Source organism: Pseudomonas sp. 8 R 14, from assembly GCF_900005955.1.
GTDB lineage: Bacteria > Pseudomonadota > Gammaproteobacteria > Pseudomonadales > Pseudomonadaceae > Aquipseudomonas > Aquipseudomonas marginalis.
This window is the reverse complement of sequence record NZ_CVTH01000065.1, coordinates 1-26,449: the sequence shown is the minus strand read 5'-3', so window position 1 is coordinate 26,449 and position 26,449 is coordinate 1. Positions and strand designations below refer to the sequence as shown.

The following is a 26,449-nucleotide window of genomic DNA, read 5'->3' as shown; positions in this document are numbered from 1 at the left end:
CTTGTTAAGGTGCGTCCCGAGTTTTACCTGCAAGAGGAAAGCTCGCAAGGAAGAAAAAAGTAAAGCACGGAGTGGCTTATGAAAATTGCTGAAAAAACCTCTTATTCAAAAGCTTTGAGCTTTCTGGCTTTAAGCTTTTCGCTCTATCCTGCCGTCTCCTGTTTTAACTATTTATTGATGTGCCACTGATTTCAGAATTCCTGAACTTTTCTTGAAGGGCGCGTTGCTTCGTCTAAGATTTGGTCGCGACTTAACATTAATCATACTTGTGCACATTAAGCATAGGCAAACGCAGGGTCGCTCATAGAATGCCTGCCTGCATCATTTATGTGCTCTGAATTTTTATTATTTAATGGCGTTGGAATGTCCATTGCTATGGAGTGCTCAGTGCAGGCGAATAAGCTGCCGGCTATAGGCAGCCGCGTTGCGCGTGTAATTGCGCGTCACGCTAATCTGTTATCAAGAAACGAAAAATAAGGATGTTACCGCGATGTCAATTCATGAAGTGCTGCGCTCTGGCCTGGATCAGGCAAACTGTTTTTTGGAGCTAACAGAGGGTCGGTCACTGCTTGAGTTGGAGCAGCTGTCACCGCAAGAAGTTAAAGACATGCTCTCCAAAACTAAGCTGCCTGCTTTAATTATTCCGAAAGCGTACGGTGGGCTCCAGCTGCCTCTGAAAGAAGCGCTTGAAGCGGTTGGGTTAGTTGCTGCGGTATGTCCTTCGGCGGCTCTGATGCTTTGTATGCACTATCATGTTGTATCGACCATCGCAATGTATCCCTCCGCGTTTCCGTTTGCGGACATGTTGCTCAACGATATTTCGCTGAACGGTAAGTTGATGGCATCCGCGTTTGCCGAAAGCTCGGGAAATCAAGATATTTTCCACACCAGCGTCGCCGCGAGCGTAAATGAAGAGGGCGTTATTAAAATTACAGGCAGTAAAAAGCCTTGTACGATGAGTAACGTTGCTGACTATTACGCAGTGTCAATCGTTACTGCAGAAGGCTTGCCGGGCATTGCAATTTTGTCCAATGGCGATGCGGGACTTGAACGTAAAGACTTTTGGCCCGGCGATATCCTGCTAGCAACAGACAGCCATGAAGTAATATTTGACGACGTAACAGTTAAGAATGGTTGGGTTGTTTGGGCGGAAAACGAATCGTTCGAGCTCTATCTCAATACCGGTTTGATTAGCTTTAATCTATTCATATGTGCCGCTTACACTGGTGCCTGCCAAGCACTCTCCGAGCGCCTCAGTCCTGGCGCAATGGCGAGCCCATCGATTTTCATTCCTATCAAAGGCGGGCTTGCCCAGTGCCGTTATAGCGTAATGGGAATCGCAGAAAACGTGATGCCGGATAATATTGCATGGCTTGTGCCTGAGGTGTTGGCGTTGCGTTACCAAATCCAGCGCACACTGAAAGAAATCAAAATATGTATCTTTGAAAATTTCGGTGCACAACGCTACCTCTCCGATAACCAGGCACATTATCTTGCTAAGGCTGTCGACTTACTTGCATTCCATCCTGTGACGCGCTTTGGATTCGAACAGCAGATGAGCCAAGGTTGTGAACTGTGAATCTCCAACCCTACCGTCAGTCGATGCTCAAAAAATTCAAGCTCGATTTGGATATCGTACGAAGCAAAGGCTGCTATCACTACGATGCTCAGGGTAAAAAAATATTAGATGGCGTCGCGCAATATGGCGCTTTGCCGTTTGGGCATAACTCCAGCGAGTTGAACGCGATCGCGATTGACTATTTGCAACGTGAGTGCCCGAACTTTATTCAGCCCTTTGTCGCTGCAAGCACCCAGCAATTGGCTGATCGCTTGATCCAGGTCGCAGGCGCCAATTACGAGCAGGTCGTGTTCACTAACACGGGTACAGAAACAGTCGAGGCTGCCCTGAAGTTAAGTCGCCTGAAAACTGGCAGAAGGGCAGTGCTGTCTGCAAAAAACTCGTTCCATGGTAAAACGTATGCTGCACTGTCTGCGACGGGCAGCAAGCGCTATAGCAACCCCGACATTGTCGATGGCGAAAACTACAGTAAAGTGCAGTACAACGATTTAGCAGCGCTGCAGGCGGCTCTGGAAACCAGACGATTTTCTGCTTTTATTGTAGAGCCCATTCAAGGTGAGGGGGGCATGACTCCCGCCGAGACCAACTACCTGGTAGAGGCACAGAGATTGTGCCGAGTTTATGGAACGCTACTGGTATTGGATGAAATTCAGACCGGTCTTGGGCGTTCTGGGGCCGTTTTTGCTGCCCACCGCTTTGGGGTTGAGCCTGACCTCATCCTGCTCTCTAAAGCCCTGGGGGGAGGCATTATCCCCATCGGCGCCATGATCATTAAGCGTGGTGTCTATAGTGCAGAATTCGACAGCAAACATAGCTCTACATTCGCCAACGGCGGTTTGGCATGTGCTGTTGGGCTCGCTGTCATCAATTCATTGATGTGCGAGCAAAGCGCGCTGTTAGAGCATGTCAGGGAATGCGAGGCGATCATCAGCCAGCGACTCGCGTTACTGGCGGATAAATACACCAGCTTTACTTACAGTGGCCTTGGGCTTATGTACGCATTGCATTTTAGTGATCCGGCGACCCAAGGTAACTATATCGTCAGTTATGCGCAGAAAAGCGATTTAATGTCGCTACTGATCTGTGGCTATCTTGTGCACGTTAAAGGCATCTTTTGCATGCCGCTGTTGAATGACGCCGAGCGTGGGAGTATCCGTTTTCAGCCAGCGCTCACTATTAGCAAGTCAGAGTTGAAGCGATTCCTCGGCGCCTTCGAGGAGGTGTGCGAGATTCTGCAAAACAAGCGTTACGACAAGCTAATGGGTTTCCTGGTGGGGTATGTGCCCGCAGCCAGCGATGCGCCAGTGAAAGGTAATGCCAAGAAAAAACCTCGGCCCCGGCCACTGTCGCCACAGCCGGTGAAGGGTGACCATGTGCAGTTCGCATTTCTCCTGCACTCCACGAGTGCCGAGGATATCTGCAGAGGCTTGCCGGAAGCCGTTATTGAATACTTCACCGAAGCGCAGAAGCTTGCGTTGGCGCACTGGTTTTTCTCGTTCGGGCAGATAGAAAACAGTCCTGAAGTTGTATTTGAATTCTCAATGGCAAGCCCTCATGGCCGGGTAGTCAATGGCGCAATGATTTACAGCCCCATCAGTCCGCAAGCGATGCTTAAGCTGAGTCGCGCCGATAAGGCCGATTTGTTGAAAAAGTATCTGCAGAAAGCCCAAGATGTCGGCGCCGTTGTGGTGGGTTTAGGCGCTTATACTTCGGTTATTTCAAAAGGCGGTCTGGACATTGCTGATGCCCCTTTCCGTTTGACCACTGGTAACAGCCTTACAGCTATATCCAGTTGCAACTTGATCCGTGAAGTATTCGGCCCATCGGCTTTGCGCAAGCGCCTGATGATATTCGGTGCTCGGGGGTCTGTAGGTCGTGTCGCACTCATGGATCTATGCCAGTTTTTTGGAAAGATAGACATCGTTGGCAGCATGAGTTCTACGGTCGAGGAGCAGTACATCAATTTGCGTGGTGCGCTGATCGAGGTGCTCCTGCGAGTCGAGTGTCTCAGCGATGAATCCGCCGCCGGGAAGTTCTGGGGCGTTTGCAGGAATCTCGATCTCGAACAGGCGTTGCTTCACTGCCCGGCCGAGCAGGTGCCTGTATTAATGCAATCGATCATGGATGCCGGTACGGCCAGTGGCGTGCAATTCTTCGAGGTCCATATTGGGCTGGAGCACACCGTAATCGCCCAGGACATTGATTGCGTGTACTCGGCTACCAGCGAAGGCAAACCTTTCATCGCCGCCGACGTTTTTCCGAAGACCTGTAAGATTTTCGACGTGGCCCGCCCCTTCGATGTGCTGCGTGAGGGAGGGGCTCGGGAGGTGTACGAGGGAGGATTGGTTACCTTGCCCGATGCACAAGCGATGTTGAGTGACTGCAACATCATCGGCTGTGAGCCTGGGGTGAGTCTGGCATGCCTCTCGGAAACCATATTGCTCAGCATGGAAAATGTAAGTTCCAGTTATAGCATTGGTAAAGAAATTGCCTATGACGAAGCCAAGGAGGTGGGTGAGTTGGCTGCTCGCCATGGATTCAGTCATTACATTGATCGTAAAAAAGATCGCTTGCCAGCTTGACATGGGCCACTGCGCAGCATCTTCGATGAGCCGTCGTTCAGTCTCCAGGGGTACTAAATGGATGTAGTAAATAGTTTTGAAAGTCCGAACACACGGGCAATGGCGCGTGTTGAGTACGGGTTTCTATTGCTCGCGAGCGTCTTGATCACTTTGTACCACTGGGCGGACGTTCGAGTTATTCCGCTGATTATCCTGTTCTCGTATATCGATATTATCGGTTACTTCCCGGGTGCAATTGCGTACAGGCGTTACCAAGGCAAGGTGCCCGACATCTACTATGTTCTGTATAACGGCGCGCATAATTTTTTCACGGCAGCGATAGTTGCCGCGCTGTGGTGCTATTTTGTAGAGGTAGAATGGGCGCTGATGGGGATTCTCATTCATCTATTTGGTGATCGCAGTCTATTCGGAAATGGCTTCAAATCCAGAGCGATGTCGTTCGAGCCACGCATACACCCGCTCTACGCGAAGTTTCAAGCGTTGATGGCACATGAAAGAAAGCTTAACGGTACGGTGGTGGATAGCGCGCGAAAATTTCTCTGGGCTGAGCGGTTTGGGAATCACCCGTCGCTATTCCTGACCCTCAACAGTGGTATCTCGACGTTTACTGTCGAAGGGCTGGCCGGATACCTGCCTTTTCAGGACGATGGTAAGTGCCTGTTCATCCTCACCGGTGTTATTAGCTCTGCGGATAATCGGGAGCCGCTGCTGAAGGCATTCATCAGCCACGCGGTGGAGCATGGCCGGGAATTGTCTTGTGTGCAACTGCGTCGTGATCAAGCCGATCTGTTCGAAAGGCTAGGTTTTCATGTCAACCAGATGGGCTGCTCCTACACACTGGATCTGGAGCGTTTTTCGATGGCGGGTAGCCCCTTCATGAGCTTGCGAAACAAGATCAAGCGAGCCGAAAAGGCAGGGGTCATTGTCAAGGAGTTGGGGGTTGACCTACCTAACGGACCGGACCAACAGCGCATGCTTTCGTCCATTACCGAGGAGTGGTTGAAGGCCAAAGGAAGCAAAAAACTGCTATCGTTCATGGTCGGCGACCTGGGTGCAAGCGGGCTGGACAAAGAGCGAATTTTCGTCGCCGTACTGCACGACAAGATTGTCGGCTTCATTAGTTACGTGCCAGCCTTTGGCGAATACAACGGGTGGATGCATGACCTGACGCGCCGCGTGTCCAAGTTGCCTCCTGGCACAATGGAATTGGTCAATGTCGAGGCGATCAAGCGCTTCAAGCAAGAGGGCGAGAAGTACCTGAATTTTGGGCTGACTCCCTTCTATGGTGTGACGGATGAATTTGATACGTATTCCTCGCGCAGCCGTCTGTTGAGATGGATATTGGGCGCGTTGGAAAAGCAGGGACAGCGCATCTATCCCGCAGCCAGTCAGGTGGCTTACAAGTTGAAGTGGCAGCCAATGTCAGTGACACCTGAGTACTTCGCCACCTATGGAAAGTTCCGTGTTGGAATTCTGCTTCGGTTGATGAAGTTAACTAACGCTATCTAGGTGTATTGAAATGGACTTCACATCAAACCTCGTATGGAGTCGTACGGGGGCCGAGATTTCCTTGCCATCACTGTGCGCGGACGCAGAGTGCGATCATCTGATTATTGGTGCGGGGTTGGCAGGGTTGTCTGCGGCTTACCACATATTGAAAAAGTTTGGGTCGCGCCGCAAAGTCATCGTGGTCGATGCCCATCCTCTAGGCAGTGGAGCCAGTGGCCGAAACTCAGGGATGATAGGGCCAGGTATTGGCAAGCAATATCACCTTTTGGTGAAACAGTATGGTGACGTCAAGGCTCGTCAGATTTTCGTCCACACCCTGGACGCACTTAACTACAGCACGCAGTTGATTCGCGACGAAAAGCTGGGTTGTGATTTGTTGATGGGTAGCCAGTTCAAAGTGTCCACCAACGCGGCCAATGATAGACAACTCCAGTTGGAGGGCGACGCGTTGATTGCAGCGGGTTTTGACGTAGAGACCTACGATCGCAAGGCTATCAAAGGGATTGTCGATAGCCCGGGTTACCTGTCGGGGCTCGAGTATAAAAATACAGCGACCATTGACCCTGTGAAGCTCGTAGTGTCTTTGGCCAAGAAAATCCTGGCCATGGGTGGAGAGATTTACGTCAACACTCGGTGTGCCGAGCCTCAGGAACATTTCGTTGAGGCGAATGGGCATTCCCTGCGCTTTTCGAGGGCGTTGTTGGCGACGAACGGTTTTACCCCCTCGTTGAATCGGTTGCGCGGACGAGTGATGCCCATATCGACTTCGCTGATGCTTTCTGCGCCGTTACTGCCTGGTCAAATGGCACAACTTGGGTTACAGCCGAACAACGCGATCATCGATGTACGAAGAATCTTTAATTACTTGCGCATCACGCCTGATCATCGTTTGTTGTTCGGCGGAGGGGAGCCATTTTATTCCACAGATTCTGTATGGAAGCGGCAACGCGATGGAGAACCGGAGTCCTACAAGGTCTATGCAGGCCTGAGCGAAGGGCTGAGCAAGTTTCTACCTCAACTGGCTGATATCAGTATTGAAAAAGTCTGGAGCGGAACCATTGGCGTCACGCTAGATAACTATCCCGTCGTTACCCGTGGACAATCGTCGGTCGACAGTTTTGTGGGGTGCTGCGGGCACGGCTTGGCCTTGTCGTTGGCCAATGGCGCGTCCTATGCAAACTGGCTGGAAGCATTTTCTTGTTCACCCGACTTGCCCTGGTATCGCAGCAGCGCCCCTTATTTGGCACCGCCGGCGTTATTACCATTGGCCTCTAGCTCATACATCAAGTTCTTGCGTTTGGCGGATGGCCTGAGTAGCACTTGAGTCGTGGGAGGAATAATTAAATGCCAGGAGGGCAGAAACAGTGGATTATAAAAAACGCTCGCCCGCACTAAGTATTCGCGGGTTGTATTGCGCTCTATTTGAACATATTCAAAGTATTCAAGGGTTCGGCAGAGCGCGTGCGCACTTTGTATCCAGCCTGTTTCTTTTATCCGTTAGTTTTTTCCATGGGGTCGACGTATTGCGTCGATGGATGGGCGGCTACCAGAGCAGTTACAAGGACAGTACCGCGCATTTCTACCTGACGTGTCGTGGAGGCTTGCCGTTTTATAATAATTTCCCGCTGGTCTTTTCAATGGGTCAGGAGCATGAGGCAGACGTCGAGCGTTTTACCCGTCTGATTTCTGCTATTCATCAAGCCTGCTTGGCGAGCGACGACGTTGCCCGGGCTTTTCGTATTTGGCGTTCACCAAGGGCTTTTTGCGACGCACTGGTCTGCCCTGACACTTACCCCTATTTCGCCATTTTGCACGCTGGCGCTCTATTCAAGGTGCCAGTGGATGCCTGCCTGGATCTTGGACATCTTCGAACGATATTGATCGACATCATCTTTAAACCGAACCCTGAAGACGTCCATGGCGCAACCCTGACTTTGTCGGAGTGTGCGTCCTATCGTCGTCATGGGTGGTCTACCATTTCGGTGCGTCTACAGGCTGATCCGGTGGCGGGTGAAGGGCTAAGGGTGTTGCGCCAGTGCAGTTTCCTGCTTTGTATTGATCCGGCGGGGAGTAATGACAGCGCTTCGGGGCGTCTTGTCAATCTAGATAATCGGTTTGCCGACAAGGCATTGCAGGTGTGCGCGCGCCTTGGCAGCAATGAAGTGCTCGTGCTCTGCGAGCATGCAAGCCTTACTGGCGCTCAAGCGGCATCAATAGTCTCGACAGTCCAGCAGAATCAGAATGCTCCGTCGCAGCTCCCGGCCGTCTTGATTCAGGAAGAGGTGGCTCGCTATGACAACGCTGTTGCGCAGGCACAGTTGGGGCGTGTAAAGGTGGCTTCGATCAAGTCTTATCTAGACAACCAACTGCGAAGCGTTGAGCACCGTGTGCTTTGTATAAAGGATCTGGACCTGAGCGCGGTTAGGCGGCGGCGTATCTCGTTAGACATGTTGGTGCAGCTGGCCATTTATGAAGCTTATAGAGAAACGACCGGGTCGCCACCGACCCTGTTCGAACCTGTTGCACTGGACCATTTGCCTGGCCGTGCACTTGATTTCATCAATCCGGTAAGTGCCGCCTTCAAACGTTATAAGTCAGCGGCAAGTTCACAACAGAAAGTCGACGTGCTCGTGCAAGCGACGCAAGCGCATAAACGAGCCATATCGCACTCCAAGCAAGGCTTGGGATTGCTTTCCCATCTCTTGCAGATCAGTTACTTGCGCTGGGCCGGTGGAGCGACCAATGCGATCGTCCAGCGGGTGATGAAGTATTCAGTGCTGGCTGGTCTACCGGCATTTCGCTTTATCTATGACAGAACCATTATGGCGTCCAACGGAGGCAGCCAAAACGCATTGCTGCAGTTTGGAACGCTTTGCCATGTACCTGGAATGTTAGGCGTTGGTTATCTGATTAAGGAAGACTCGGTGAGTTTGGATCTTCTGCTAAACAGCTTATTGCACCCGCCTGTATCGCTAGATCGGTTTTCCGCATGCCTGGCATACCAATTGAAAAGCAGCATTGCTGTCGCGCAATCTTAATAAATAGGCTTGGTTTATGAAAGAAGGGAAATATGCTGTCGTTACCGGAGCATCCTCCGGTATTGGCTACGCGCTTAGCCAGGAGGCGGCGAGCAGTGGTTATAATCTGATCATGGTTGCCAATCATAAAGAGCGACTAAACTATGCTGCGGAGCGTCTTGCTGCGAACTATCAAGTGACGGTTAAGTGTTTGAGTTTTGATTTATCGAATGCTGATGAGTTAAGCCAGCTGATAGAGCACCTTTCGCCATATCTTGAAGTGATAGAAGTATTTATCAATAATGCCGGTGTCGGTCGCGGAGGCAGTTTTTTGGACACCGATGTGGTCGATCATAGTGCGCTTATTGAAACTAATGTCCGCGCACTTACGGTATTGAGCCATTTTATCGCACAACATTTTGTACGCCGGGGTAAAGGCTACTTGCTAAATGTCGCATCTTTAGCTGCATTTCAGCCCGGACCTTATTATGCAAACTATTACGCCTCAAAAGCCTATGTCTTGCACTTCACTGAAGCATTGGCGGTGGAACTGCGCAAGAAGGGCGTGAGATGTGCAGCGTTGTGCCCAGGTACGACTCAGACGGCATTTCATCTAAGAGCCGGGTCGGTGGATACAGGCCTCGCTAAGGGGTTGTTCGGTATTGTCATGAGCCCGGAAGAAGTGGCGAGGATCGGTTTCAAAGGCCTGTTAAGTAACCGTGTGGTCATTGTCCCCGGGCTGGTGAATAAGTTGGCTATGCAGTCGGTTCGTATCAGCCCTCGTTGGCTGGCTCGGCAAATCACCGCGATGATCAATCAGTAACTCGTAATAGGTAGGCCCAATGCTTTCCTTTTTTAAGAAAAAACCTCCCTTTGTTGGTCAGGTCGGCAGTACGCCATGTCAGTTGCACCGGAAAAATACGATCTTGGATAGTCTTCTGGAGCAAGGTCTTGACGTGCCGTATTCCTGTCAAGTTGGCGCATGCCAGAAATGTCTTGTGAAAGTAGCGCATGGACAGGCTAGATCGCTGATTGATTTAAGCCACTGCCTGACACCCTCTCAGATTGCACAAGGGTATGTCTTGGCCTGCCAAGCTGTACCGCAAAGTGACGTCCATCTGGATTTTCTGCATAAGCTCAGTGACACGACAAATCTGCTGTCGGCACGTATTGAACATATTGAGCCGATGAACGAATACATTTCCCGAGTGACATTATCCAGCCTTTGTGTCGCTCAGGTAGGGCAGAGCGTTATGCTGACTATACCGGGGGCAACTGACGGTCGAAGTTATTCTATTGTCAGTACAAGTCCGGGAAGATTGGCTGTAGATGTAGCACGAAGAGAAAGCGGTTTTTATTCGCAGTGGCTATCTGATAACGCTCACATCCATCACGACTTGAACGTCAGCGCCGCATTTGGGCAATTTGGAGCTTCTCTAGACGACTGGCCTAAAGAAACCGATCGTTGTGTTGCAGTCGCGGGTGGTTCAGCGTTGGGTATGGTGCTGGGAGTGCTTGAGGGGCGGTTGAGAAAGTATCCCAAGGCCTCCGTGCTATTAATGCATGCAGTGCGCTATTCCTCTCACTGTTATGACGGAAGGCGCCTTGAGGCGATGAAGAAAAAATACCCGGACTTTGATTATCGTGTGGCGGTTTCAAGAGAATCCAGTTCCAGCAGTGCTACGAACGGTGAGCGTGTGCCTGCAATATTGCATGAGATGTTTCGGGCAACGGAAGGCGATCGGTTAAAAGGAACGGAACGTTTCCTGATGTGTGGCTCTCAATCCCTGGTCAATGCCTGCCTGGACGTATTGAAGATGCATACCGTGAAAAACCATCAGTGGGAAATTGAGTCGTTCGGCAAATAATTGAACTGGGTAGGTGATACGTGAAGTATTTAAGATTCTCGGCGGTGCCTTTACTTTATATGCCCCTGTTGGTGTTCTCGACCTTGTGGGGTGGGTGGGCGCCCTTACTAAACTTGTTGTTCATCTTTGCATGCTACTTTGTGCTCGATCGATTTTCTGATCTCGGCGATGTTCAGGATGCCGGACGTTGGTCGTTTGTTCTCGACGGGCTTATGTATGTATATATCGTCCAGTCGCTGATCGCGGTAGGCGCGGTGTTGCTCGTGGCCGGCGGACATGCTCATGAAGCTATGCAAGCGCTGGCCCGTCTGGTTGATACGCCGGCGCTGGCTGAACGACAATGGACGCTCTTACAGGTTGTTGTCGCTTCCGTGAGCACAGGGTTCGTACTCAGCATCAATATGGTGGTGGGACATGAACTGACCCACCGAACAATCAGCAAGCTTGACATGGCGGCGGGCAATCTAGCCTTAGCGATCGTTGCTGACAGCCAGTTCGCCATTTCCCACGTACATTGTCATCATAAAAATGTTGCGACAACTCAGGATGCAGCGACAGCGCGTCGCGGTGAAAGTATTTATCGGTTTATTGTCCGCTCGTCCTGGGAGCAGTATGCCGAAGCCTGGGCATTCGAGAAGGCGCGGTTGAACAGATTGCCGAGATCTGTCTACGGCCTAGGGAATAGACTGATGCCAGGCTTCATCCTCACGCTGCTGATCATCGCTATCTCAATATATGTCGCAGGTGCAATGGGTTTTGCGTGTTATCTAATTATTGTGGTGACCTCGAAAGTTACTTATGAGTGCACTAATTACATTCAACATTATGGTTTGGTGCGTGTGCCAGGTAGTAAGGTCAGGCCAGCCCACAGCTGGGATTGCCGCAGCCTATTTTCATCCGCGGTTTTGCTGAATTTGACTCGGCATTCGGATCATCATGCTAACCCAAACAAAAAATATTGGTCGCTGGGTAGTCTTGAAAGCCCGGTACTGATTGAGCATGGTTACGTTGTGCAAATTTTCCGCTCGTTGTTTCCACGCTATTGGTTTCGAGTGATGGAGAAAAAACTGGAGCATTGGGAAAAGCATTATGCCACGGCTGAGGAAGGAGCAATCATGTCTGAACAGCGTCGTCAGTGGAGAAAGCAGAATGTTTAAATATAGTAAATTCGATGGCGTGCTGGTGGCTTTGAGTTTGGCGCATATTGCTTGTTGGGTCGTACCAGTCGTGTGGTTTAACGAACTGTCGATTGCGAGTCTGCTCATTCTGGCATTGGCCAACATTCTATTGATGTGTACCAACTATCAATGCGTGGCACATAATTTTATTCATAATCCGTTTTTCAAGTCGCGCCTGGGTAACTTGGTGTTTTCAGTGATCAATACACTGGCGCTGGGCATGCCGCAATCGTTCTACAAGGCACACCATATCAATCACCACGTTTTCAATAACGATGGGTGGATGGGCGATCAGCCGCCAAAGGACAGATCATCGCTTTATTTATACGGCAGTGACGCTGGCGAGGAGAGTGCATTGCGCTACACGCTGCTCAGTTATTTCAGGCTGTCTGTCACCGAGTTGTTTAAAGATGCCTATCAGCGCGTCGGCGCACTGGTGATGATCGAGATCAGCATCCTAGTCTTTGCAGTCACTCTAACGCTGATCTATCAGCCGCTGGCGTTTGTGCTGTTTGTGATTCCTGTTCATTACCTTGGGACGTCGATGGCTTCACTGGAAAACTATGCAGAGCATCACGGCTGTGACCCGGCCAATAGCATGAGCAATTCCGTGAGTAGCTATTCACGGTTATACAATTTGCTTTGGTTCAATAATGGCTATCACCAGGAACACCATTGTATGCCAGATATCCATTGGTTTCGGTTGCCTGAGACCAGAAGCAAGATGCTGGATGAGCGCGAGCGTAAGGTCATCCGCGGAAGCCATTTTTTCAGTGTGTTCAAGGAGTCGTAAGCGTGGGTAATTGCAAGTTTTTTAATCTTCTTTATGAGGCTGTTGGCCACATTCGCTCGGAGTCGCTTGTCATTCTTGATTCGCTTGAGGGCGAAGAGTCTCTGATGAGTCTGCTTATTCCTTCTTTGGGCCTGGACTCGGTTGAAATCTTTGAACTTGTGGGCTATTTGGAGGATAACTCTGGCGTTGAAATTCCGGAGTCGAAGGTGTTCTCATTCAAGACTGTTGGTGAACTGAAAGCGTTCATGGCGCTGAATTGAGTTTGGGATTAGCACCCGTTTGTCATGCATCGCCGACCTGCGACGTGGCATGGGTGGCGTACTATTTTCCATAAGTACCCGGCAAGGAAGGAGGGGTCAACGTGACCGACAGAAATTTTTATAACATTCCGAATACTGAAGAACGCTGTTTTGCAAAATCTATAGTTGAAGTGTGTCAGTGGCGAGGTATTCACCAGTCCGACAGTATTGCTTATCGCTTCCTCAACAATGGTTTGGATGACTGCGAAACGTTGACCTGTGGTCAACTGCTCGCACGCCTGCGGTCTATCGCCGGGCACTTTGACGTAGGCGATGGCGGAGAGCGGGCTATCCTTCTATTCCCATCAGGGTTCGACTATATATCAAGCTTTTATGCATGCATTTTCGCCGGGATCGTCGCGGTGCCAGCTTACCCAATGGTTTCGCACTCCGAACATGTAAGGCTGCGGGTCATCATTAGGGACTGCAATCCTCGGTATATTCTGACCACCTCTGCTTTGAAGGACTCTCTGCTCCAGTGGCTGGAAAAAGAGGGGCTCAAACACACGACGTTCAGGATTATTGTCGTCGATGAAGTGGCTAACTCGGACGTCGAGCCACGTCATGTCATAAGTCCAGGTGAGATTGCCTTCTTGCAATACACTTCTGGGTCTACGGGAAATCCCAAAGGCGTCATCGTCACCAATCAAAATCTGCTCCATAACTCCACGGTCATCTATCGTAAGTTCGAGCATGATGCCCATAGCTCTGTCGTCAGTTGGCTACCGCCTTTTCACGACATGGGGCTGGTGGGCGGCATTATTCAGCCAATGTTTGCAGGTTTTACCGCCAACATCATGTCGCCGATGACATTTTTGCGCAGGCCGTTGCGCTGGCTCCAGGCAATCTCGCTGTACGGCGCAACGTCCAGCGGCGGGCCAAATTTTTCCTACAAATTGTGCGCTAAACACTCCAACAGCAAGCAAATGGAAGGTATTGATCTCTCCTCCTGGAGGGTTGCCTTTAACGGCGCTGAGCCTATTCATGCGCAGACACTCAAGTCATTTTCCGAGCAGTTCGCGCCATACGGTTTCAGTCACGAAGCTTTTTATCCCTGCTACGGACTTGCTGAATCGACACTCTTCGTTACCGGTGGTAGCCCCCGTGAGGTGCATCAGCAGATCACTATCGATAGCGAGCAGCTCTCTCTAGGGCGGGCCGTGCCTGTTGTCGAACGGCCTGACGTAAAGACGGTAGTCGGTTCCGGGCAAGTATTGGGCAATGAAGTCTTGATTGTGGATCCCCAGAGCCGCCGAGTTTTGAATGATCGGGATGTGGGTGAAATCTGGGTATCAGGGGCAAGCGTTGCTCAGGGTTACTGGCAGCGTCCCGAAGAAAGCGAGGTGGTTTTCCAGGCCATGACCGAGGATGGGCGAGGGCCATTCATGAGAACAGGTGACTACGGATTTTTTGATGCGCAGGAGCTGTTCATTACCGGGCGTTTGAAGGAGGTCATCATCATCAATGGGAAAAACTATTTCCCATCAGATATCGAAGGGTCCGTTCAGGCGCTGTCCAGTGTTTTCAAAGCAGATGCGGGAGCCGCCATTTCCATTGAGGCGCAGGGTGAGCAACTCATCGTTATTCAGGAGATTGAGCGTTCACAGCGCCATGTCTATTCAGTAGAAACACTTGAATCGATGATCAAGGAGCACTGCTTCACCGTGCACGGGATTCGACCCCATGAAGTGATTTGCGTAGACCAATCACATATCCCCAAAACTACCAGCGGTAAGATAAAAAGACTTCAAGTTCGTCAAGACTATATACAAGGAAAATTTCGGGGCGCTCAAGCATGAGCGGCCAGCTGAAACACTTGGGTGACAGTGGAGAATAACGTGCTCAGTTCATCAGAAAAGCGAAAGTTATTTGATATTGTTCAAGGTTTTGCTCATGAGCGGATTGGGTACTCATATTTCTGCCTGATATCCACGGTGGTAATGTTATTTTCTGCTTATTCCGTGATTGCGCTCTCGGATGATATCATTCTTGGCATATTGGGGTGTGCCGCGGCTGTGGCGTTGAATATTAGATTGTTTGTGATTTATCACGACTATTGCCATGGCGCGTTGTTGAAAAATACAAACATTATAGTTAAAGCCATCCTGGGTTTTTTTGGACTTTTCATCTTCTTTCCGCCGGCACAATGGACGCGTAGTCACGATGAGCATCACCGTACCAACTCGATTCTGAATTTTGGTACGAACTCAATGGCCGAGAGCTACCTGTCCGGCTACTTCATGGTTGTGAACACTGAGCAATGGGCCGCATTTTCGCCAAGGCAGAAGGCGCTTTACAAACTCAGGCGCTCCGGTTTATCGATGGTGTTGGGGCTATTGGTTTTCTTCGTGCTGCCGACGCTCGCTAGAGGCTTCATTGATTTTCGCCGCTGCTGGACGTCCTTCATGTCTGTGCTTCTCCATAGCGTATTGCTGCTAGGGCTTTATCAGTTCGCGGGCAGCCTGAGTGTGCTCCTCTATATCTCGTCGCTACTGATTGCCACTGCAGTGGGGAGCTACCTTTTCTATGCTCAGCACAACTTTCAGGGCGCGAAGTTTTACGCGACGGCAGAATGGGATTATTTGGATGCGGCATTCGACAGTACATCGTTCTTCAGTATGTGCCGGCTGGGGCACTGGGTGACGGCCAATATTGGTTATCATCAAGTGCATCACGTCAATGCAAAGGTGCCTTTTTATCACCTTCCGGCGGCGATGTCGGCTATTGAGGGGATTGCGAAAGTGCATCGGACAACCTGGCGTATAGCCGATATTACAAGCAATCTGTCGTGTCATTTATGGGACGAAAAAAGGCAGCGTTTCATTCGTTATGAAGAAATAAACATGCCTTATGGATGCGATTTAAAATAGGAGAGTCATCGTGAATTACAAAGATAAAATTACCGCATCTTATGGCGATTTCAATGCGCCTGAGTTTAACGGCACGCTGCCGCTTAAGTTATTTCGCACTGCGATGAAATTCAGTGAGATTTGCGCGCCTGGCTTCACAAAAAGAAAAATGGAGAGTCTTTTGTTTCAACCGCGTCGCAAGAATAACGATCCTAGGGATCGCTTCCTTGTAAGCGCATCGGTGTCAGGGGACTTTGCGATCAAATCGGACGTTTCTTGCAAGTACTACCTGTGGGGAGGAGAGCGCCCAGACGTTCTTCTGGCGCATGGCTGGGAGTCGAAGGCGTCGCATTTTCGCACGTTGATCGAGTTGCTGACCCGTCGCGGACTGTGTGTTGCGGCTTTCGATGCGGTCGCTCACGGTCAATCCGGAGGCAATGAAGCGGATATGCTGGACTTTAAGGAATGCATTACGCACATGGTCGGCCTGTATGACAGTATCAATTGCGTAATTGGCTACAGTTTTGGCGGAATTGCCGCAGTTAATGCTGTGAAAGCCGGCCTCCCCATCAAGCGCCTCGGGCTGATCAGTTCGCCTTCCAGTTTCTATGGTGTGTTCGAGAAAGTGTCGGCTCAGTTGCGGCTGACCCGGACCATGCAAGCGCACTTGTCGTCCGTCGTGCTCGACCGCTATCAGTTGCAAGGTGAAAACTGGGACTTTTACAGCGCTTACCGGGGAGCCGAAGCCATGTCCATTCCATTGGTCGCGTTGCATGATACCAACGACACTTACGTCAATAAAATCGAGAGCGAATTGCTCGTCGAAGTTTGGCCAGGTGCCAAGCTAATATTAACCTCGGGCCTTGGGCATCGTGGCATTATTCGCTCCACCTCGGCCCTTGAGCAGTTGTGTGATGCCTTGCTAACCAGCTGAAACCGGAACTTGACGCCGTCCTCAGGGTGGCGTCGCGTTAGCTAGTAGGAGAATCAAAGACGACAGAAGGTTATAACTTTGTTGTTATTTGCCTGTTTCTACCCATGAAGTGATTGGTTGGATCAATGGCAAAGCATTTTCAGATTTGGACATCTCCGGACATAGCATACTGTATCCGTGATAACAGGCTCTTGATACACCTCAAAAACAAGTCCAGATTTGAGTCTTTTCCTGCTTCGGCAAGAAAATAAACCCCTTAGATTTCAATGGGTCTGACGCCAGATGCGAGTCTCGTTTCCCGCTCCAAATATTGCGCTACAGAGTTCCACTGAATTCTGTAAGTGATTGAAATCAGGGCCTTTAGGCCCTTTTTTTCGTTCCGGCGGGAACCACTGAAATCCAGTACTATCCGGTGCGTTTAAGTCCAGGATTAAGTCCAGAATCCGGACATGCCCTGAATCGGTTTGTTGCTGGAGCAGTTTGCGCAGCGAGATGAGTATCTGGCCCTGACTCTGTTCAGGAGCTCGCGATGGCACTCTCAGAAATGACAGTTCGGCATGCCCGAATCACCGGTAATGGCTACACCCTCGGTGACAGTGATGGTCTCACTCTCAATGTGACGGCCAGAGGCGGCAAAGTCTGGCTCTTCCGTTACTACTGGGCAGGCAAGCAGAAGCGCATGTCCTTGGGTTGTTACCCACAAATCTCCCTCAAAGAAGCCCGTGCCCGACGTGACGAGGCGCGAGCCTTGGTCGCCCAAGGCATCAATCCCTATGAGCACCGTAAGCAACAGGGCCGTGCTGTTCGTTTTGCGGCAGAGCATACCTTCGAGGCCGTGTTCAATCAGTGGGTGGAGTTCCGCATGCTGAGCCTGAAGCAGGGGCGCCAGAGCACACTCTCGCAGATATTGAGAATCTTCAAAAAAGACCTCCTGCCAACGCTCGGCAGGCGGTCCATCTACGGCATCAATCGCCACGACCTGATGCACCTCCTGAGCGGAATCGAACAACGCAAGGCGTTAACGACAGCGGAAAAATGTCGGACCTGGTTCAAGCAATTGTTCCGCTATGCCCTGGTGAAGGTGGAGGGGCTTGACCAGAATCCTGCGTCGGACCTTGATGTGGTAGCGCTTCCGAAACCCCCTGTCGCACATAATCCCTTTCTTCGTATGGACGAGCTGCCTACATTGCTGGCCGCGCTTCGAGATTACGGTGGTGCGAACCAAACACGCCTAGGTCTTCGCTTGTTGCTGCTAACGGGGGTGCGTACCGGCGAGTTGCGCTTGTCGACGCCCGACCAGTTTGATCTAAAGCAGCGGTTGTGGATCATCCCGCCGGAAGTGGTGAAACAGCTTCAGATGGGGATGCGCAGGGCGGGGAAGCAGACCTCAAACATACCGCCTTACATCGTGCCATTGTCGGTCCAGGCGCTTGAAATCGTGCGCGAGATGCTGAGTCAAGTTGTCCCCGCGCAGTGTTATTTGTTAGCGCACCGGAGCGACCTAAGCAAGCGCATTAGCGAGAACACCTTGAATGGGGCGTTGCGTCGAATGGGGTATGCCGATCAACTCACCGGGCATGGGATGAGGGCCACGATTTCGACGGCGCTTAACGAGATTGGCTACCCCAAGGTATGGGTTGATGCGCAGCTTTCTCATGCCGATTCAGGCAAGGTGAGTGCGGCCTACAACCACGCGGAATACGTCGAGCAACGTCGGACCATGATGCAGGATTGGGCGAATAGATTGGACCTTTGGGGGCAGGGTAAGCCGAAAGCAGCAAGCTCTCCGCTGACTATTCGTTTGTAGGGCGCAGCCTCGCTGCCCTTACTGGAAAACTCTAAGGGAAATGTCGTTCTTTACAGCAGCAACTTTGCTGCGGCGACCTCATCGACGATGCTGGTAGGTAGCGAGAAAGGCCCCATGAGGCCCAACCAATCGCCTGTCGTGCCCGTTCCAATACAGACTGAAAAGCCTCACAAATCTCACGTGTCTGAAGCCCAGCGTGAACGGACCGAAATGTTGGCCACGTTTGAAGCTTCGAGTAATTTGCCGCTGCTGGTCTTCGCCAGACTGGCAGGCAAATCCCGCGATCAGATCAATCGGGATATTAAGGCTCGACGTCTTCTGTCCCTGAGCTTGGGGAATCGTGGTCAGCGCATTCCGGACTGGCAGCTTGATGCGTTACGGCACAAGTTGGTGCTCACGGTATTAGCGCGGTCTCCGGATGTGGATGCATGGAGGCTTTATCGGACGCTGTGTAAACCTCATGAGCGGCTAAAGGGTCATTCGCCAATCGATGGGCTCACCATGGATAATTTCGAAATTACCACGCGGATTGTCTGCAGGACCCTGAGCTCGAGCTGAGGTGCTGTCTTCGAGCGGTGACAACGGATGTAGCCGCTGGCTTGAGTGCATCTGGCGAGGGCTGCTCCAGGATACGTGGAATTTATTCTGTTTATCTACAACACATTCCAAGACAAGCGTTTGTCACCTGTCGGAACAGCACCCTTTGTGCTACAGGGCCTGACGTTTTCGCTCTATGGCGCCCTTATCAAGCGATGGCAGGTCGGCCCGGTTCTCGGCAACGCTGTCGTCTCTCCGGTTTCCTGCGTGCCTGCGCTCATCGCTCATGCAGCAATGCCGACCGGTTTCGCTAACCCAACGATTGCCGAGTATCTGCATGGACGATTCGATCGACGCTATCGAAGCGCCGAGCTGTTGAGCCGCTCCGCTTCCCCAAACTCCCGTAACGGTTGCCCGGTGGCCTCGATGCGGTCGCGTCTTGACAATGAGGATGATGAGCGTCATCCTCATTGTCAGCGACCAGATGGTCTGCGCCCCCGACACCTCCGGCGCCCAGCGCCTTAGAACGAAGGAATCTTTCGAATGAATGCTCCACTGACCCAGTTCATGATTACCGAGGCAGCGCCGGGATACTGGCGAGTGACCTTCAACAATCCTCCGATCAACCTGTGCGATCCGGAGACCCTCCTAGAGCTGCAGGAGATCGTCGGCCTCATCGAGTCCGATGACACGTTGCGGGTGGTCGTGTTCGATAGTGCTGACCCGGACTTCTTCGTTAATCACTACGACGTCTCCCGGGTTGCCGATTTTCCCCTGACGCCGGGGCCGACCGGTCTGCCAACATTCGTCGATGCCACGACACGGTTAACCATCTCCCCGGTCGTGACCATTGCGTCGATTCGAGGTCGCACGCGCGGCGGGGGTTCTGAGATTGCTCTGGCATGTGATATGCGTTTTGCCAGCCAGGAGCGCGCGATCTTCGCTCAGATCGAGGTCGGGGCAGGCGTCTTTCCGGGTGGTGGCGGAACCGAGCGCCTGCCACTCCTCGTCGGACGGGCCAGGGCGCTCGAAATCGTTCTCGGCAGCGACGATTTCGACGCAGCAACGGCAGCGAACTACGGGTGGGTGAATCGTGCACTCCCCGATGACGAGCTTGACGCCTTCGTCGACAACCTCGCTAGGCGCATCGCGTCCTTCGACAAACCTGCGCTCGCCGAGGCGAAGCAGCTGATCAACCGTAGAACCCTGCCGTCCGCGGAGGACCTGATGCAGACACAGGACGCTTTCCTTAATGCGTTCTCTTGGCCGACTGTCCATGAGCGGGGAGCACGAATCGCGCAAAAGCGCGACGAAGTGGGTCTTGATTTCGAGGCACGCATGGGTTATCACCTCGGCAATCTCAGTACCGAAACCCGATAACAGCAACTGCAGCGCCAAAGAGTGGGGTCGAAGCCTTGGCGTATATTCGCTTGAACTGGATCGTTACCAAAATCGTTAGGATATAACTAGTGTTGCATCGGGAGGAGTGTCCCATTCATGGGTAGTTCGAAAGCAGACAAGGCGGCAAGCCACGATCGAATTGTCGACATCGCTGCGGCTCGAATGCGCCGCAGTGGCATTAACGGTTTCGGAGTAGCGGAGCTGATGCGGGAAGCCGGCCTGACGCACGGCGGCTTCTACCGTCATTTCGAATCTCGAGATGAACTGGTCGGTGCCGCGGTGGAACGCGCTTTGGCTCAGGGAAGTGCACGGACTGTGGCTACGTCCGGCCAAGGCGGCAGACGGGCGCTCGAAGCGATCGTCGACGATTACCTCAGTCCAGCCCACCGCGCGCATCCTGAAGCCGGATGCGCAGTGGCCGGGTTGGCTGAGGGCATTTCGCGCGCGGATGACCGAACTCGCTCGGCCTATGGACGTCAGGTCGAGCAGTACATCGAGCTTCTGGCCGCGTTGACGCCGGGTACGGACGCCGCTGGTGATCGACTTCGCGCCTGCTTGGTACTCAGCGCACTGGTTGGTGCCCTTGCCATGGCGCGAGCAATCGGCGACGGGGGCCTGTCCGACGAAATCCTCTCAGGCACCGCGACGGCACTCAAGGAGCTCTAGGCAGGATCGACATCCAGCGTAACCAGTTCATGACGGTAGCGAGGTAGGCTGGATCATCCCCAGTTAGACTCCATGCACTCCGGTCCGCCAAAGCCTGACCTGTGCCGCAGGTTTAGAGCATGGTGTTGCTGTTGTCAGCTATCTCGGGGATCGGCTGCCGGTTCAGTCGATGGGGCAAAAAAGTCAGAGTTTGATCCTGCCTTGATTCGCTCGGCATGTTTGTCTCCTAGAGAATTCCGGTGGCCTGGGTCAGTAACCAGATACCGACCACCAGCAATAGGGCACCCACCGCTACGGTCAGGCCAAACTGTCCCCAGGTCTTACGTCCTGCGTGGATCTCCGAATAGGTGGTATAGGCGCGGTAGCAGACCCCGATAAACATGGAGGCAATTACCAGCAGTGCCACCAGCATTACGATGTCGTAGCCGTAGTTCTGCAGCGTCGTGAGAATGCTATCCCCGGTACCGCGCGACGGGTCTTCCAGTGATGGCAGCCCGCCTAGCGCCCAGGTGGGTGACAGCAACACCGCAGCCACACCTGCCATGTACACAATGGGGAGACCTTGATCGAAGTGCTTCATACAACCTCTCTCAAGACAGCAGGAAATAGGTCAGCACCACATACATCACGGCAAATCGCACCGCGACGCCCAGCAGCTGCCGCTGGCTCAGCTTGTGCTCAGCCCAACCGACATAGGCTGTGCGTAATGCCCATACGCCCCAAACCAGCAGTACGGCGAACACCATGCCTAGCAGCAACGTGGCACTCGCGTCGTGTGTGAAACCGCCATGGGCCAGGAAGGCTGACGCCTGATCGGCGCTGAGGCTCATGGGGGCCACCTCCGTGTCTTGACGATAGTCTCCCTGCAACGGCAAGGGATCGCGCGGTTGTGCACGTTGGGGGCTCAGGTGGTCCTGGACGCCTTGGCGTATACGTTGCACGTCGTTGCGGAGGCGTTTGTAGTCGAAGTGGTAGCGGGAGGTTTCGTCACGGGGTAGGCGGGCGCTGTCTTCGGCTAGGCCTTCAATTAAGTTTAGATGGCGAAGCAACAGTGATAGACGAGCAGACTCTGTGGCTGTGCCGGAAGCAGGCCAAAGCACTGACGTCAGCGTTAAGCCGATGGCCAGTAAATGTTGATGCCATTGGTGAACACCTCGATATCCCAACATTTACTAAAATCCCTGAAAAACAGGAGTAAATGTTGCATCTTTGGCTGTAAGCGTCCGGCAGACACACCTTGACCACACCATTCTCCCCCGTGCTCCTCAAAACCACGCTCATTTGCAAGGCTTTAGTAAGCGCTTGGTTAAGTCACCGTGGTTCGGAATTCGCGCTTAGAAAACTCAATAGATAGTGAAGTGGGACGCCTCAGACCTCGGCAGATGGTGCGGATAAGATAAAGATTCGGTCGTCTTGGATTACCAGACCCATTCTCCGCGCCTTAGCTTCGGTTATCAGCGCCCATTATCAGACTGAGGAGCTTTTTAGCAGGTCAACTCCGAGCGCGAGAACGTTCGTTCAGCTACTGCCCTTATGCTGATGAGGTTGCCAGATTTGCACGGGCCCACTCCTCAGCGGTCGTGACTTGAGTCGACTGCTGCGCGTTGAAAGTGCCTGCTTTAGGCCAGGCCACGCCTCTGCCCTGGGCGAACACAGCGCGGTACTTCTTGATGTGATGCGTTGGGTCTCTCTCCAATTCTTGGAGCAAGTACGGAACAGTCCACACGTTACGTTTGAACGGGCGACCCAGTACACGTTCGAGGAGGCTCGCAACCTCTCCGTACGTCACTGTATCTCCCGAGAGGTACACAATCTGATCGCGGAAGCGAGGTTCGAAGAAAACAATTTCCGCTGTCAACGCACCAATGTCTTCTGGAGTCGTGAGCGTCACGCTGGTCTCAAGACTGCCTAGCGCGTTCACGGTATCGTTTTCGAAGTCAACCACCTCGAATACTGGCTCGAATAGAAAGCTGGTGAACATACCCGTCGAGATGATTACCCATTCAGTTTTATCCTGGGCGCGAAGCAATTCGCGTACATCAAGCTGAGCATCGAACAGATCTTGAGGACTGCCCCGACCGATTACCTCGAAGTCGACACCAAACTGCCAAGGAAAGTAGCGCTTCACACCGGACTTGAGAGCTGCTGTAGCCAGCTTCATCGGGGTTTCCCGGCCTGCAACCATGCCTGCGCAGCCTATTACGGTATCGAACCGTGCGAACACTTCAGCCAACTGATCGATTGAATTATTCACGAGATCTGCGGCCACCATCTGGATGCCAAGATCTCGAAGCTCATCGATTTCGACCTTTTTCTCGGGCACCTGAGTGTTGATGGTCGAATCCCTGAGCAGGACGCTGATTGTGGAGCCGGGCGCGCGCTTTGCTACTCGCGCAAGATTGCGCAGAACCGGCAGCCCAAGCTCACCGGCGCCTAGAACGAGAATGGATTGGGGGGAAAGCTGGGTCACTTCGGTCATGATTTCTCCTGAGACCTGTTGCCTGTAAGATGAACAAATGCTTGCACGATTAGGCAACGTTCGTAAGAAGGCACACCTGTGATACCAGAGAATGAAATGACCGATCAGGAGGCTCTCAGCCAGGCAGAAACAATTTGCCGAACGCTTAGAGAAGACGATGATGGCGTCAGACGAGAAGTGCTTGCTCACGCAGGTAGCCGCTGGTCGTTAGGTATTCTGCATGCCCTGGGGGTTTACGGCACGATGCGCCATGCCGAAATAAAAAGGCAGATGACTGGGGTGACTCAGCGGATGTTAACCAAGACGCTACGCTCCATGGAGCGGGATGGGCTAGTGGTTCGGCGGGAGTTCGGTGAGATTCCGCCACGTGTCGAGTATGAGCTGACGCCGCTGGGTATGGGACTGTTGATCCGCATGTCACCTATCTGGACTTGGGTTGTCGAGAACGTTGAGGATTTCCGCAAGGCGCGGCGTATTTTCGACAGTCAGGATGACAAAAAACCCGCATGGCAAATACCTCCATCGACACCATTAGATTCAGACGCGTCGGACTGAATGTAGCTCATAGCGTGTTAGGAGCCCTGTGCCCATTGATGCGGTAGTAATTGGTCAATTGCACTGGCCCTCTGTGTCGGCAACCGCGTCAGTACATCCTTGAGATACGCGAACGGATCATGCCCATTCATGCGTGCCGATTGAATCAAGCTCATAATTGCCGCCGCTCGTTTACCGCTGCGCAGTGATCCGGCGAAGAGCCAATTCGAACGGCCAAGGGCCCAAGGCCGGATCGTATTTTCGACCCGATTGTTGTCGATGGGCACAGCACCATCATTGAGGTAGCGCGTCAGCGCTACCCAGCGTTTCAGGCTGTAATCCAGAGCCTTGGCTGTGGCCGAGCCCTCGGGCACAAGTTCGCGCTGAGCCAGCATCCACTCATGCAACTTCTCCGCGATAGGAATCGCCATTTCTTGACGTAATCGCCAGCGATCTTCATCGCTCATCTCTTTGGCCTTTCGTTCAACCTCGTATAGGCCGCCGATTGAGTGCAGCGCCTGTTCGGCCAGTTGGCTTTTGTTCGCCACATGCAGGTCGAAGAACTTGCGGCGAGCATGGGCCATGCAGCCGATTTCGGTGATGCCCCCTTCGAAGCCGGCCTTGTAGCCTGCGAAGCCATCGCAGACCAGCTTGCCGTTCCAAGTGCCCAGGAAGTTGCGCGCATGTTCGCCAGCACGGCTCGGGCTGAAGTCGTAGACTACCGCCTTCAGTGCCGAGAATGGTGTCGTGCAGTAGGCCCAGACATACGCTCGGTGCGTTTTCTTTTCACCCGGTGCCAGCATCTGCACGGGTGTTTCATCGGCATGGACGACTCGCTGGGCCAGCACTGCCTCGCGCAGTGCTTCCACGAGCGGTTGCAGTTGTACGCCGGTTTGACCCACCCACTGCGCCAGTGTCGAACGGGCGATGGGCAGCCCGGCGCGGCCGAAGATTTTCTCTTGGCGATACAGCGGCAGATGGTCGGCGAACTTGGCCACCATGATGTGGGCCAGCAGGCCTGCGGTCGGGACGCCTTTGTCGATGACGTGCGCCGGTACCGGCGCCTGGATTAGCGTTTCACACTGCTCGCAGGCCCACTTTCCACGGATGTGACGCTCGACGGTGAATACGCCGGGCGTGTAGTCGAGCTTTTCGCTGGCGTCTTCGCCGATGCGCTTGAGGGCGCAGCCGCACTGGCAGTGGCTGTTGTCCGGTTCGTGATGGATCAGTGTGCGAGGAAACTGCGGTGGCAGCGGTGCGCGCTTGGGTTGCTGGCGCACTTTGGCTTCGACAGGTGCCGGTTGCAGCGCCTCAAGTTCGGCTTCGATAGCGGCGATATCCGTATCGATCAAGTCGTCGAGCAGGCTGGCTTGATCCGGGCTCAACTGCTCGCTGCGCTTGGCAAACTTGAAGCGTTTGAGCAGCGCGATCTCGTGGGCCAGTTTCTCGTTGACCGACTTGTGATGAGTGATTTGCTTGTCCATTGTCTCGACGCGCTGGATCAACTGCGCCGCCAGGGCACGCAGTTGTTCAGGGTTTAATTGATCGAGATTTGGATGCAAAGTCATGCCGCCGATTTTGCCAGAGAGGGCTGATGGCGACGATAGACTGATGGGCCAATTGCGCTGGCAAGCACGCCATGGCAGATGTTAAAGCATCGAGATGATTCCGCCTGCACCGACGCGCTGCCAAGGTAAACCGAGCACCAGGGCCTGAAGTTGCTCGGCATCCAACTCAACTTCGGAGCCGTGTCGCACACCCGGCCAGAAGAAGCGTCCTTGATTCAAACGCCGGGCGGCAAGCCAAATCCCCACGCCGTCATGCACCAGCACTTTCATTCGATTGGCGCGGCGGTTGGCGAACAGATAGGCACAGTGCGGCTTCGCCGCACCGAACACCGCCACGACTCGTGCGAGCGCGGTTTCAGTGCCGGCGCGCATGTCCATGGGCTCGGTGGCGAGCCAGATGGAATCGACGCGGATCATCGCAGCAGGTCTCGTAGGAAAGCAGAACACGCCGCTGCATTTTCTGCTGGCCAACTCACCACGACTACACCTTTTGGATGCGGCACTTCGATTCGGATCGTGGCAGGAAGGGCCTGATGCATCGGCACCGGCGGCGAAGTCTTGACCGGGATGAAGGCAGTTTGCAGTGCCAGGTTTTTCTGCGCATGCACCCGAATCCATTTATGGACGAGGTTTGCATTGAGGTTGTGGGTCAAGGCGACATTGGCAATTGAAGTGTCAGGATGGGCGCACTCAGTAATGACCTGGGCCTTGAAGGACTTGGAATAGGAACGGCGTTCTTGTGGCATGGGCGTCCGCTTAAAAAGGCTAAAAATGGTGTCCACTTAAATTTAGGTGGACACCATCGCCTTAACCGATGGCATCAGGAAGATGTGTTGCTCGGACGGTTAC

At 52.8% G+C, this 26,449-nt stretch carries 22 protein-coding genes and 2 pseudogenes; 17 read left to right on the top strand and 7 right to left on the bottom strand.

The features are described 5' to 3' along the window. The first annotated feature begins 490 nt into the window (after positions 1–490). The 16 genes and pseudogenes from BFQ01_RS17355 to BFQ01_RS17285 all read left to right on the top strand — a co-directional run bounded on the left by BFQ01_RS17355 (position 491) and on the right by BFQ01_RS17285 (position 21,019). A complete protein-coding gene (locus BFQ01_RS17355; RefSeq protein ID WP_065926217.1) occupies positions 491–1,579 on the top strand; it encodes an acyl-CoA dehydrogenase family protein in 1,089 nt (362 codons plus the stop codon). Further along, on the top strand, positions 1,576–4,161 hold the full coding sequence (locus tag BFQ01_RS17350; RefSeq protein ID WP_065926216.1) for an aminotransferase class III-fold pyridoxal phosphate-dependent enzyme: 2,586 nt from the start codon (positions 1,576–1,578) through the stop codon (positions 4,159–4,161). The genes BFQ01_RS17355 and BFQ01_RS17350 overlap by 4 nt, the downstream gene beginning before the upstream one ends. Before the next feature lie 57 nt (positions 4,162–4,218). Continuing rightward, complete coding sequence (locus BFQ01_RS17345) at positions 4,219–5,670, top strand: DUF2156 domain-containing protein (RefSeq protein ID WP_083221186.1); 1,452 nt, start codon at positions 4,219–4,221, stop codon at positions 5,668–5,670. A gap of 10 nt (positions 5,671–5,680) precedes the next feature. Next, positions 5,681–6,994, top strand: coding sequence for an NAD(P)/FAD-dependent oxidoreductase (locus BFQ01_RS17340; protein ID WP_065926214.1), 1,314 nt, complete (start codon positions 5,681–5,683; stop codon positions 6,992–6,994). Between the two features lie 40 nt (positions 6,995–7,034). Next, positions 7,035–8,708: a choline/carnitine O-acyltransferase gene (locus tag BFQ01_RS17335; protein ID WP_141691286.1), complete on the top strand. Its 1,674-nt coding sequence runs from the start codon at positions 7,035–7,037 to the stop codon at positions 8,706–8,708. Positions 8,709–8,724: 16 nt separating this feature from the next. Next, complete coding sequence (locus BFQ01_RS17330; protein WP_065926212.1) at positions 8,725–9,510, top strand: SDR family NAD(P)-dependent oxidoreductase; 786 nt, start codon at positions 8,725–8,727, stop codon at positions 9,508–9,510. A 19-nt stretch (positions 9,511–9,529) separates the two neighbouring features. Next, on the top strand, positions 9,530–10,555 hold the full coding sequence (locus tag BFQ01_RS31645) for a 2Fe-2S iron-sulfur cluster binding domain-containing protein (protein WP_083244897.1): 1,026 nt from the start codon (positions 9,530–9,532) through the stop codon (positions 10,553–10,555). Between the two features lie 20 nt (positions 10,556–10,575). Then, the gene (locus BFQ01_RS17325) at positions 10,576–11,712 is read left to right on the top strand and encodes a fatty acid desaturase (RefSeq protein ID WP_137213038.1); all 1,137 of its coding nucleotides are present in this window, start codon (positions 10,576–10,578) and stop codon (positions 11,710–11,712) included. Then, the gene (locus BFQ01_RS17320) at positions 11,705–12,526 is read left to right on the top strand and encodes a fatty acid desaturase family protein (protein WP_065926210.1); all 822 of its coding nucleotides are present in this window, start codon (positions 11,705–11,707) and stop codon (positions 12,524–12,526) included. Before BFQ01_RS17325 ends, BFQ01_RS17320 begins: the two co-directional genes overlap by 8 nt. A 2-nt stretch (positions 12,527–12,528) precedes the next feature. Beyond that, positions 12,529–12,786 (top strand): acyl carrier protein, encoded by a 258-nt coding sequence (locus BFQ01_RS17315; protein ID WP_065926209.1) that lies wholly within the window; start codon positions 12,529–12,531, stop codon positions 12,784–12,786. Positions 12,787–12,887: 101 nt separating this feature from the next. Beyond that, positions 12,888–14,624, top strand: a complete 1,737-nt coding sequence (locus BFQ01_RS17310) for a fatty acyl-AMP ligase (RefSeq protein ID WP_083244895.1) — start codon at positions 12,888–12,890, stop codon at positions 14,622–14,624. A 39-nt stretch (positions 14,625–14,663) separates the two neighbouring features. Continuing rightward, positions 14,664–15,695: a fatty acid desaturase gene (locus tag BFQ01_RS17305; protein WP_099489747.1), complete on the top strand. Its 1,032-nt coding sequence runs from the start codon at positions 14,664–14,666 to the stop codon at positions 15,693–15,695. 10 nt (positions 15,696–15,705) lie between these two features. Continuing rightward, positions 15,706–16,608 carry an alpha/beta hydrolase gene (locus BFQ01_RS17300; RefSeq protein WP_065926207.1) on the top strand — a complete coding sequence of 301 codons (903 nt, stop codon included), beginning with the start codon at positions 15,706–15,708 and terminating at the stop codon, positions 16,606–16,608. Positions 16,609–17,137: 529 nt separating this feature from the next. Next, positions 17,138–18,973 (top strand): annotated as a pseudogene (locus BFQ01_RS17295) (tyrosine-type recombinase/integrase). Positions 18,974–19,495: 522 nt separating this feature from the next. Continuing rightward, on the top strand, positions 19,496–20,332 hold the full coding sequence (locus BFQ01_RS17290) for an enoyl-CoA hydratase/isomerase family protein (protein ID WP_065926206.1): 837 nt from the start codon (positions 19,496–19,498) through the stop codon (positions 20,330–20,332). A 117-nt stretch (positions 20,333–20,449) separates the two neighbouring features. Next, a complete protein-coding gene (locus tag BFQ01_RS17285) occupies positions 20,450–21,019 on the top strand; it encodes a TetR/AcrR family transcriptional regulator (protein ID WP_065926205.1) in 570 nt (189 codons plus the stop codon). Positions 21,020–21,245: 226 nt separating this feature from the next. On the opposite strand, the gene BFQ01_RS17280 is transcribed toward BFQ01_RS17285, so the two are convergent. The 4 genes and pseudogenes from BFQ01_RS17280 to BFQ01_RS17270 form a co-directional block, all read right to left on the bottom strand. Further along, positions 21,246–21,563, bottom strand: coding sequence for a TIGR03745 family integrating conjugative element membrane protein (locus BFQ01_RS17280; protein ID WP_256097750.1), 318 nt, complete (start codon positions 21,561–21,563; stop codon positions 21,246–21,248). 46 nt (positions 21,564–21,609) lie between these two features. After that, positions 21,610–21,849, bottom strand: a complete 240-nt coding sequence (locus BFQ01_RS32735) for a TIGR03758 family integrating conjugative element protein (protein ID WP_065926203.1) — start codon at positions 21,847–21,849, stop codon at positions 21,610–21,612. A 30-nt stretch (positions 21,850–21,879) separates the two neighbouring features. Then, positions 21,880–22,188: pseudogene (locus BFQ01_RS32730) on the bottom strand (RAQPRD family integrative conjugative element protein); the annotation flags it as partial. Between the two features lie 362 nt (positions 22,189–22,550). Further along, positions 22,551–23,498, bottom strand: a complete 948-nt coding sequence (locus BFQ01_RS17270; RefSeq protein WP_003173940.1) for an aromatic alcohol reductase — start codon at positions 23,496–23,498, stop codon at positions 22,551–22,553. 96 nt (positions 23,499–23,594) lie between these two features. On the opposite strand from BFQ01_RS17270, the gene BFQ01_RS17265 reads away from it, so the two are divergent. Then, positions 23,595–24,053 carry a winged helix-turn-helix transcriptional regulator gene (locus tag BFQ01_RS17265; RefSeq protein WP_003429427.1) on the top strand — a complete coding sequence of 153 codons (459 nt, stop codon included), beginning with the start codon at positions 23,595–23,597 and terminating at the stop codon, positions 24,051–24,053. 17 nt (positions 24,054–24,070) lie between these two features. On the opposite strand, the gene BFQ01_RS17260 is transcribed toward BFQ01_RS17265, so the two are convergent. The 3 genes from BFQ01_RS17260 to BFQ01_RS32335 all read right to left on the bottom strand — a co-directional run bounded on the left by BFQ01_RS17260 (position 24,071) and on the right by BFQ01_RS32335 (position 26,346). Further along, positions 24,071–25,600, bottom strand: a complete 1,530-nt coding sequence (locus BFQ01_RS17260; protein ID WP_042944682.1) for an IS66 family transposase — start codon at positions 25,598–25,600, stop codon at positions 24,071–24,073. An 81-nt stretch (positions 25,601–25,681) separates the two neighbouring features. Further along, positions 25,682–26,017, bottom strand: a complete 336-nt coding sequence (tnpB, locus tag BFQ01_RS32950) for an IS66 family insertion sequence element accessory protein TnpB (protein WP_003177794.1) — start codon at positions 26,015–26,017, stop codon at positions 25,682–25,684. Continuing rightward, positions 26,014–26,346 carry an IS66-like element accessory protein TnpA gene (locus tag BFQ01_RS32335; protein ID WP_003173944.1) on the bottom strand — a complete coding sequence of 111 codons (333 nt, stop codon included), beginning with the start codon at positions 26,344–26,346 and terminating at the stop codon, positions 26,014–26,016. The genes tnpB and BFQ01_RS32335 overlap by 4 nt, the downstream gene beginning before the upstream one ends. Positions 26,347–26,449 lie beyond the last annotated feature (103 nt).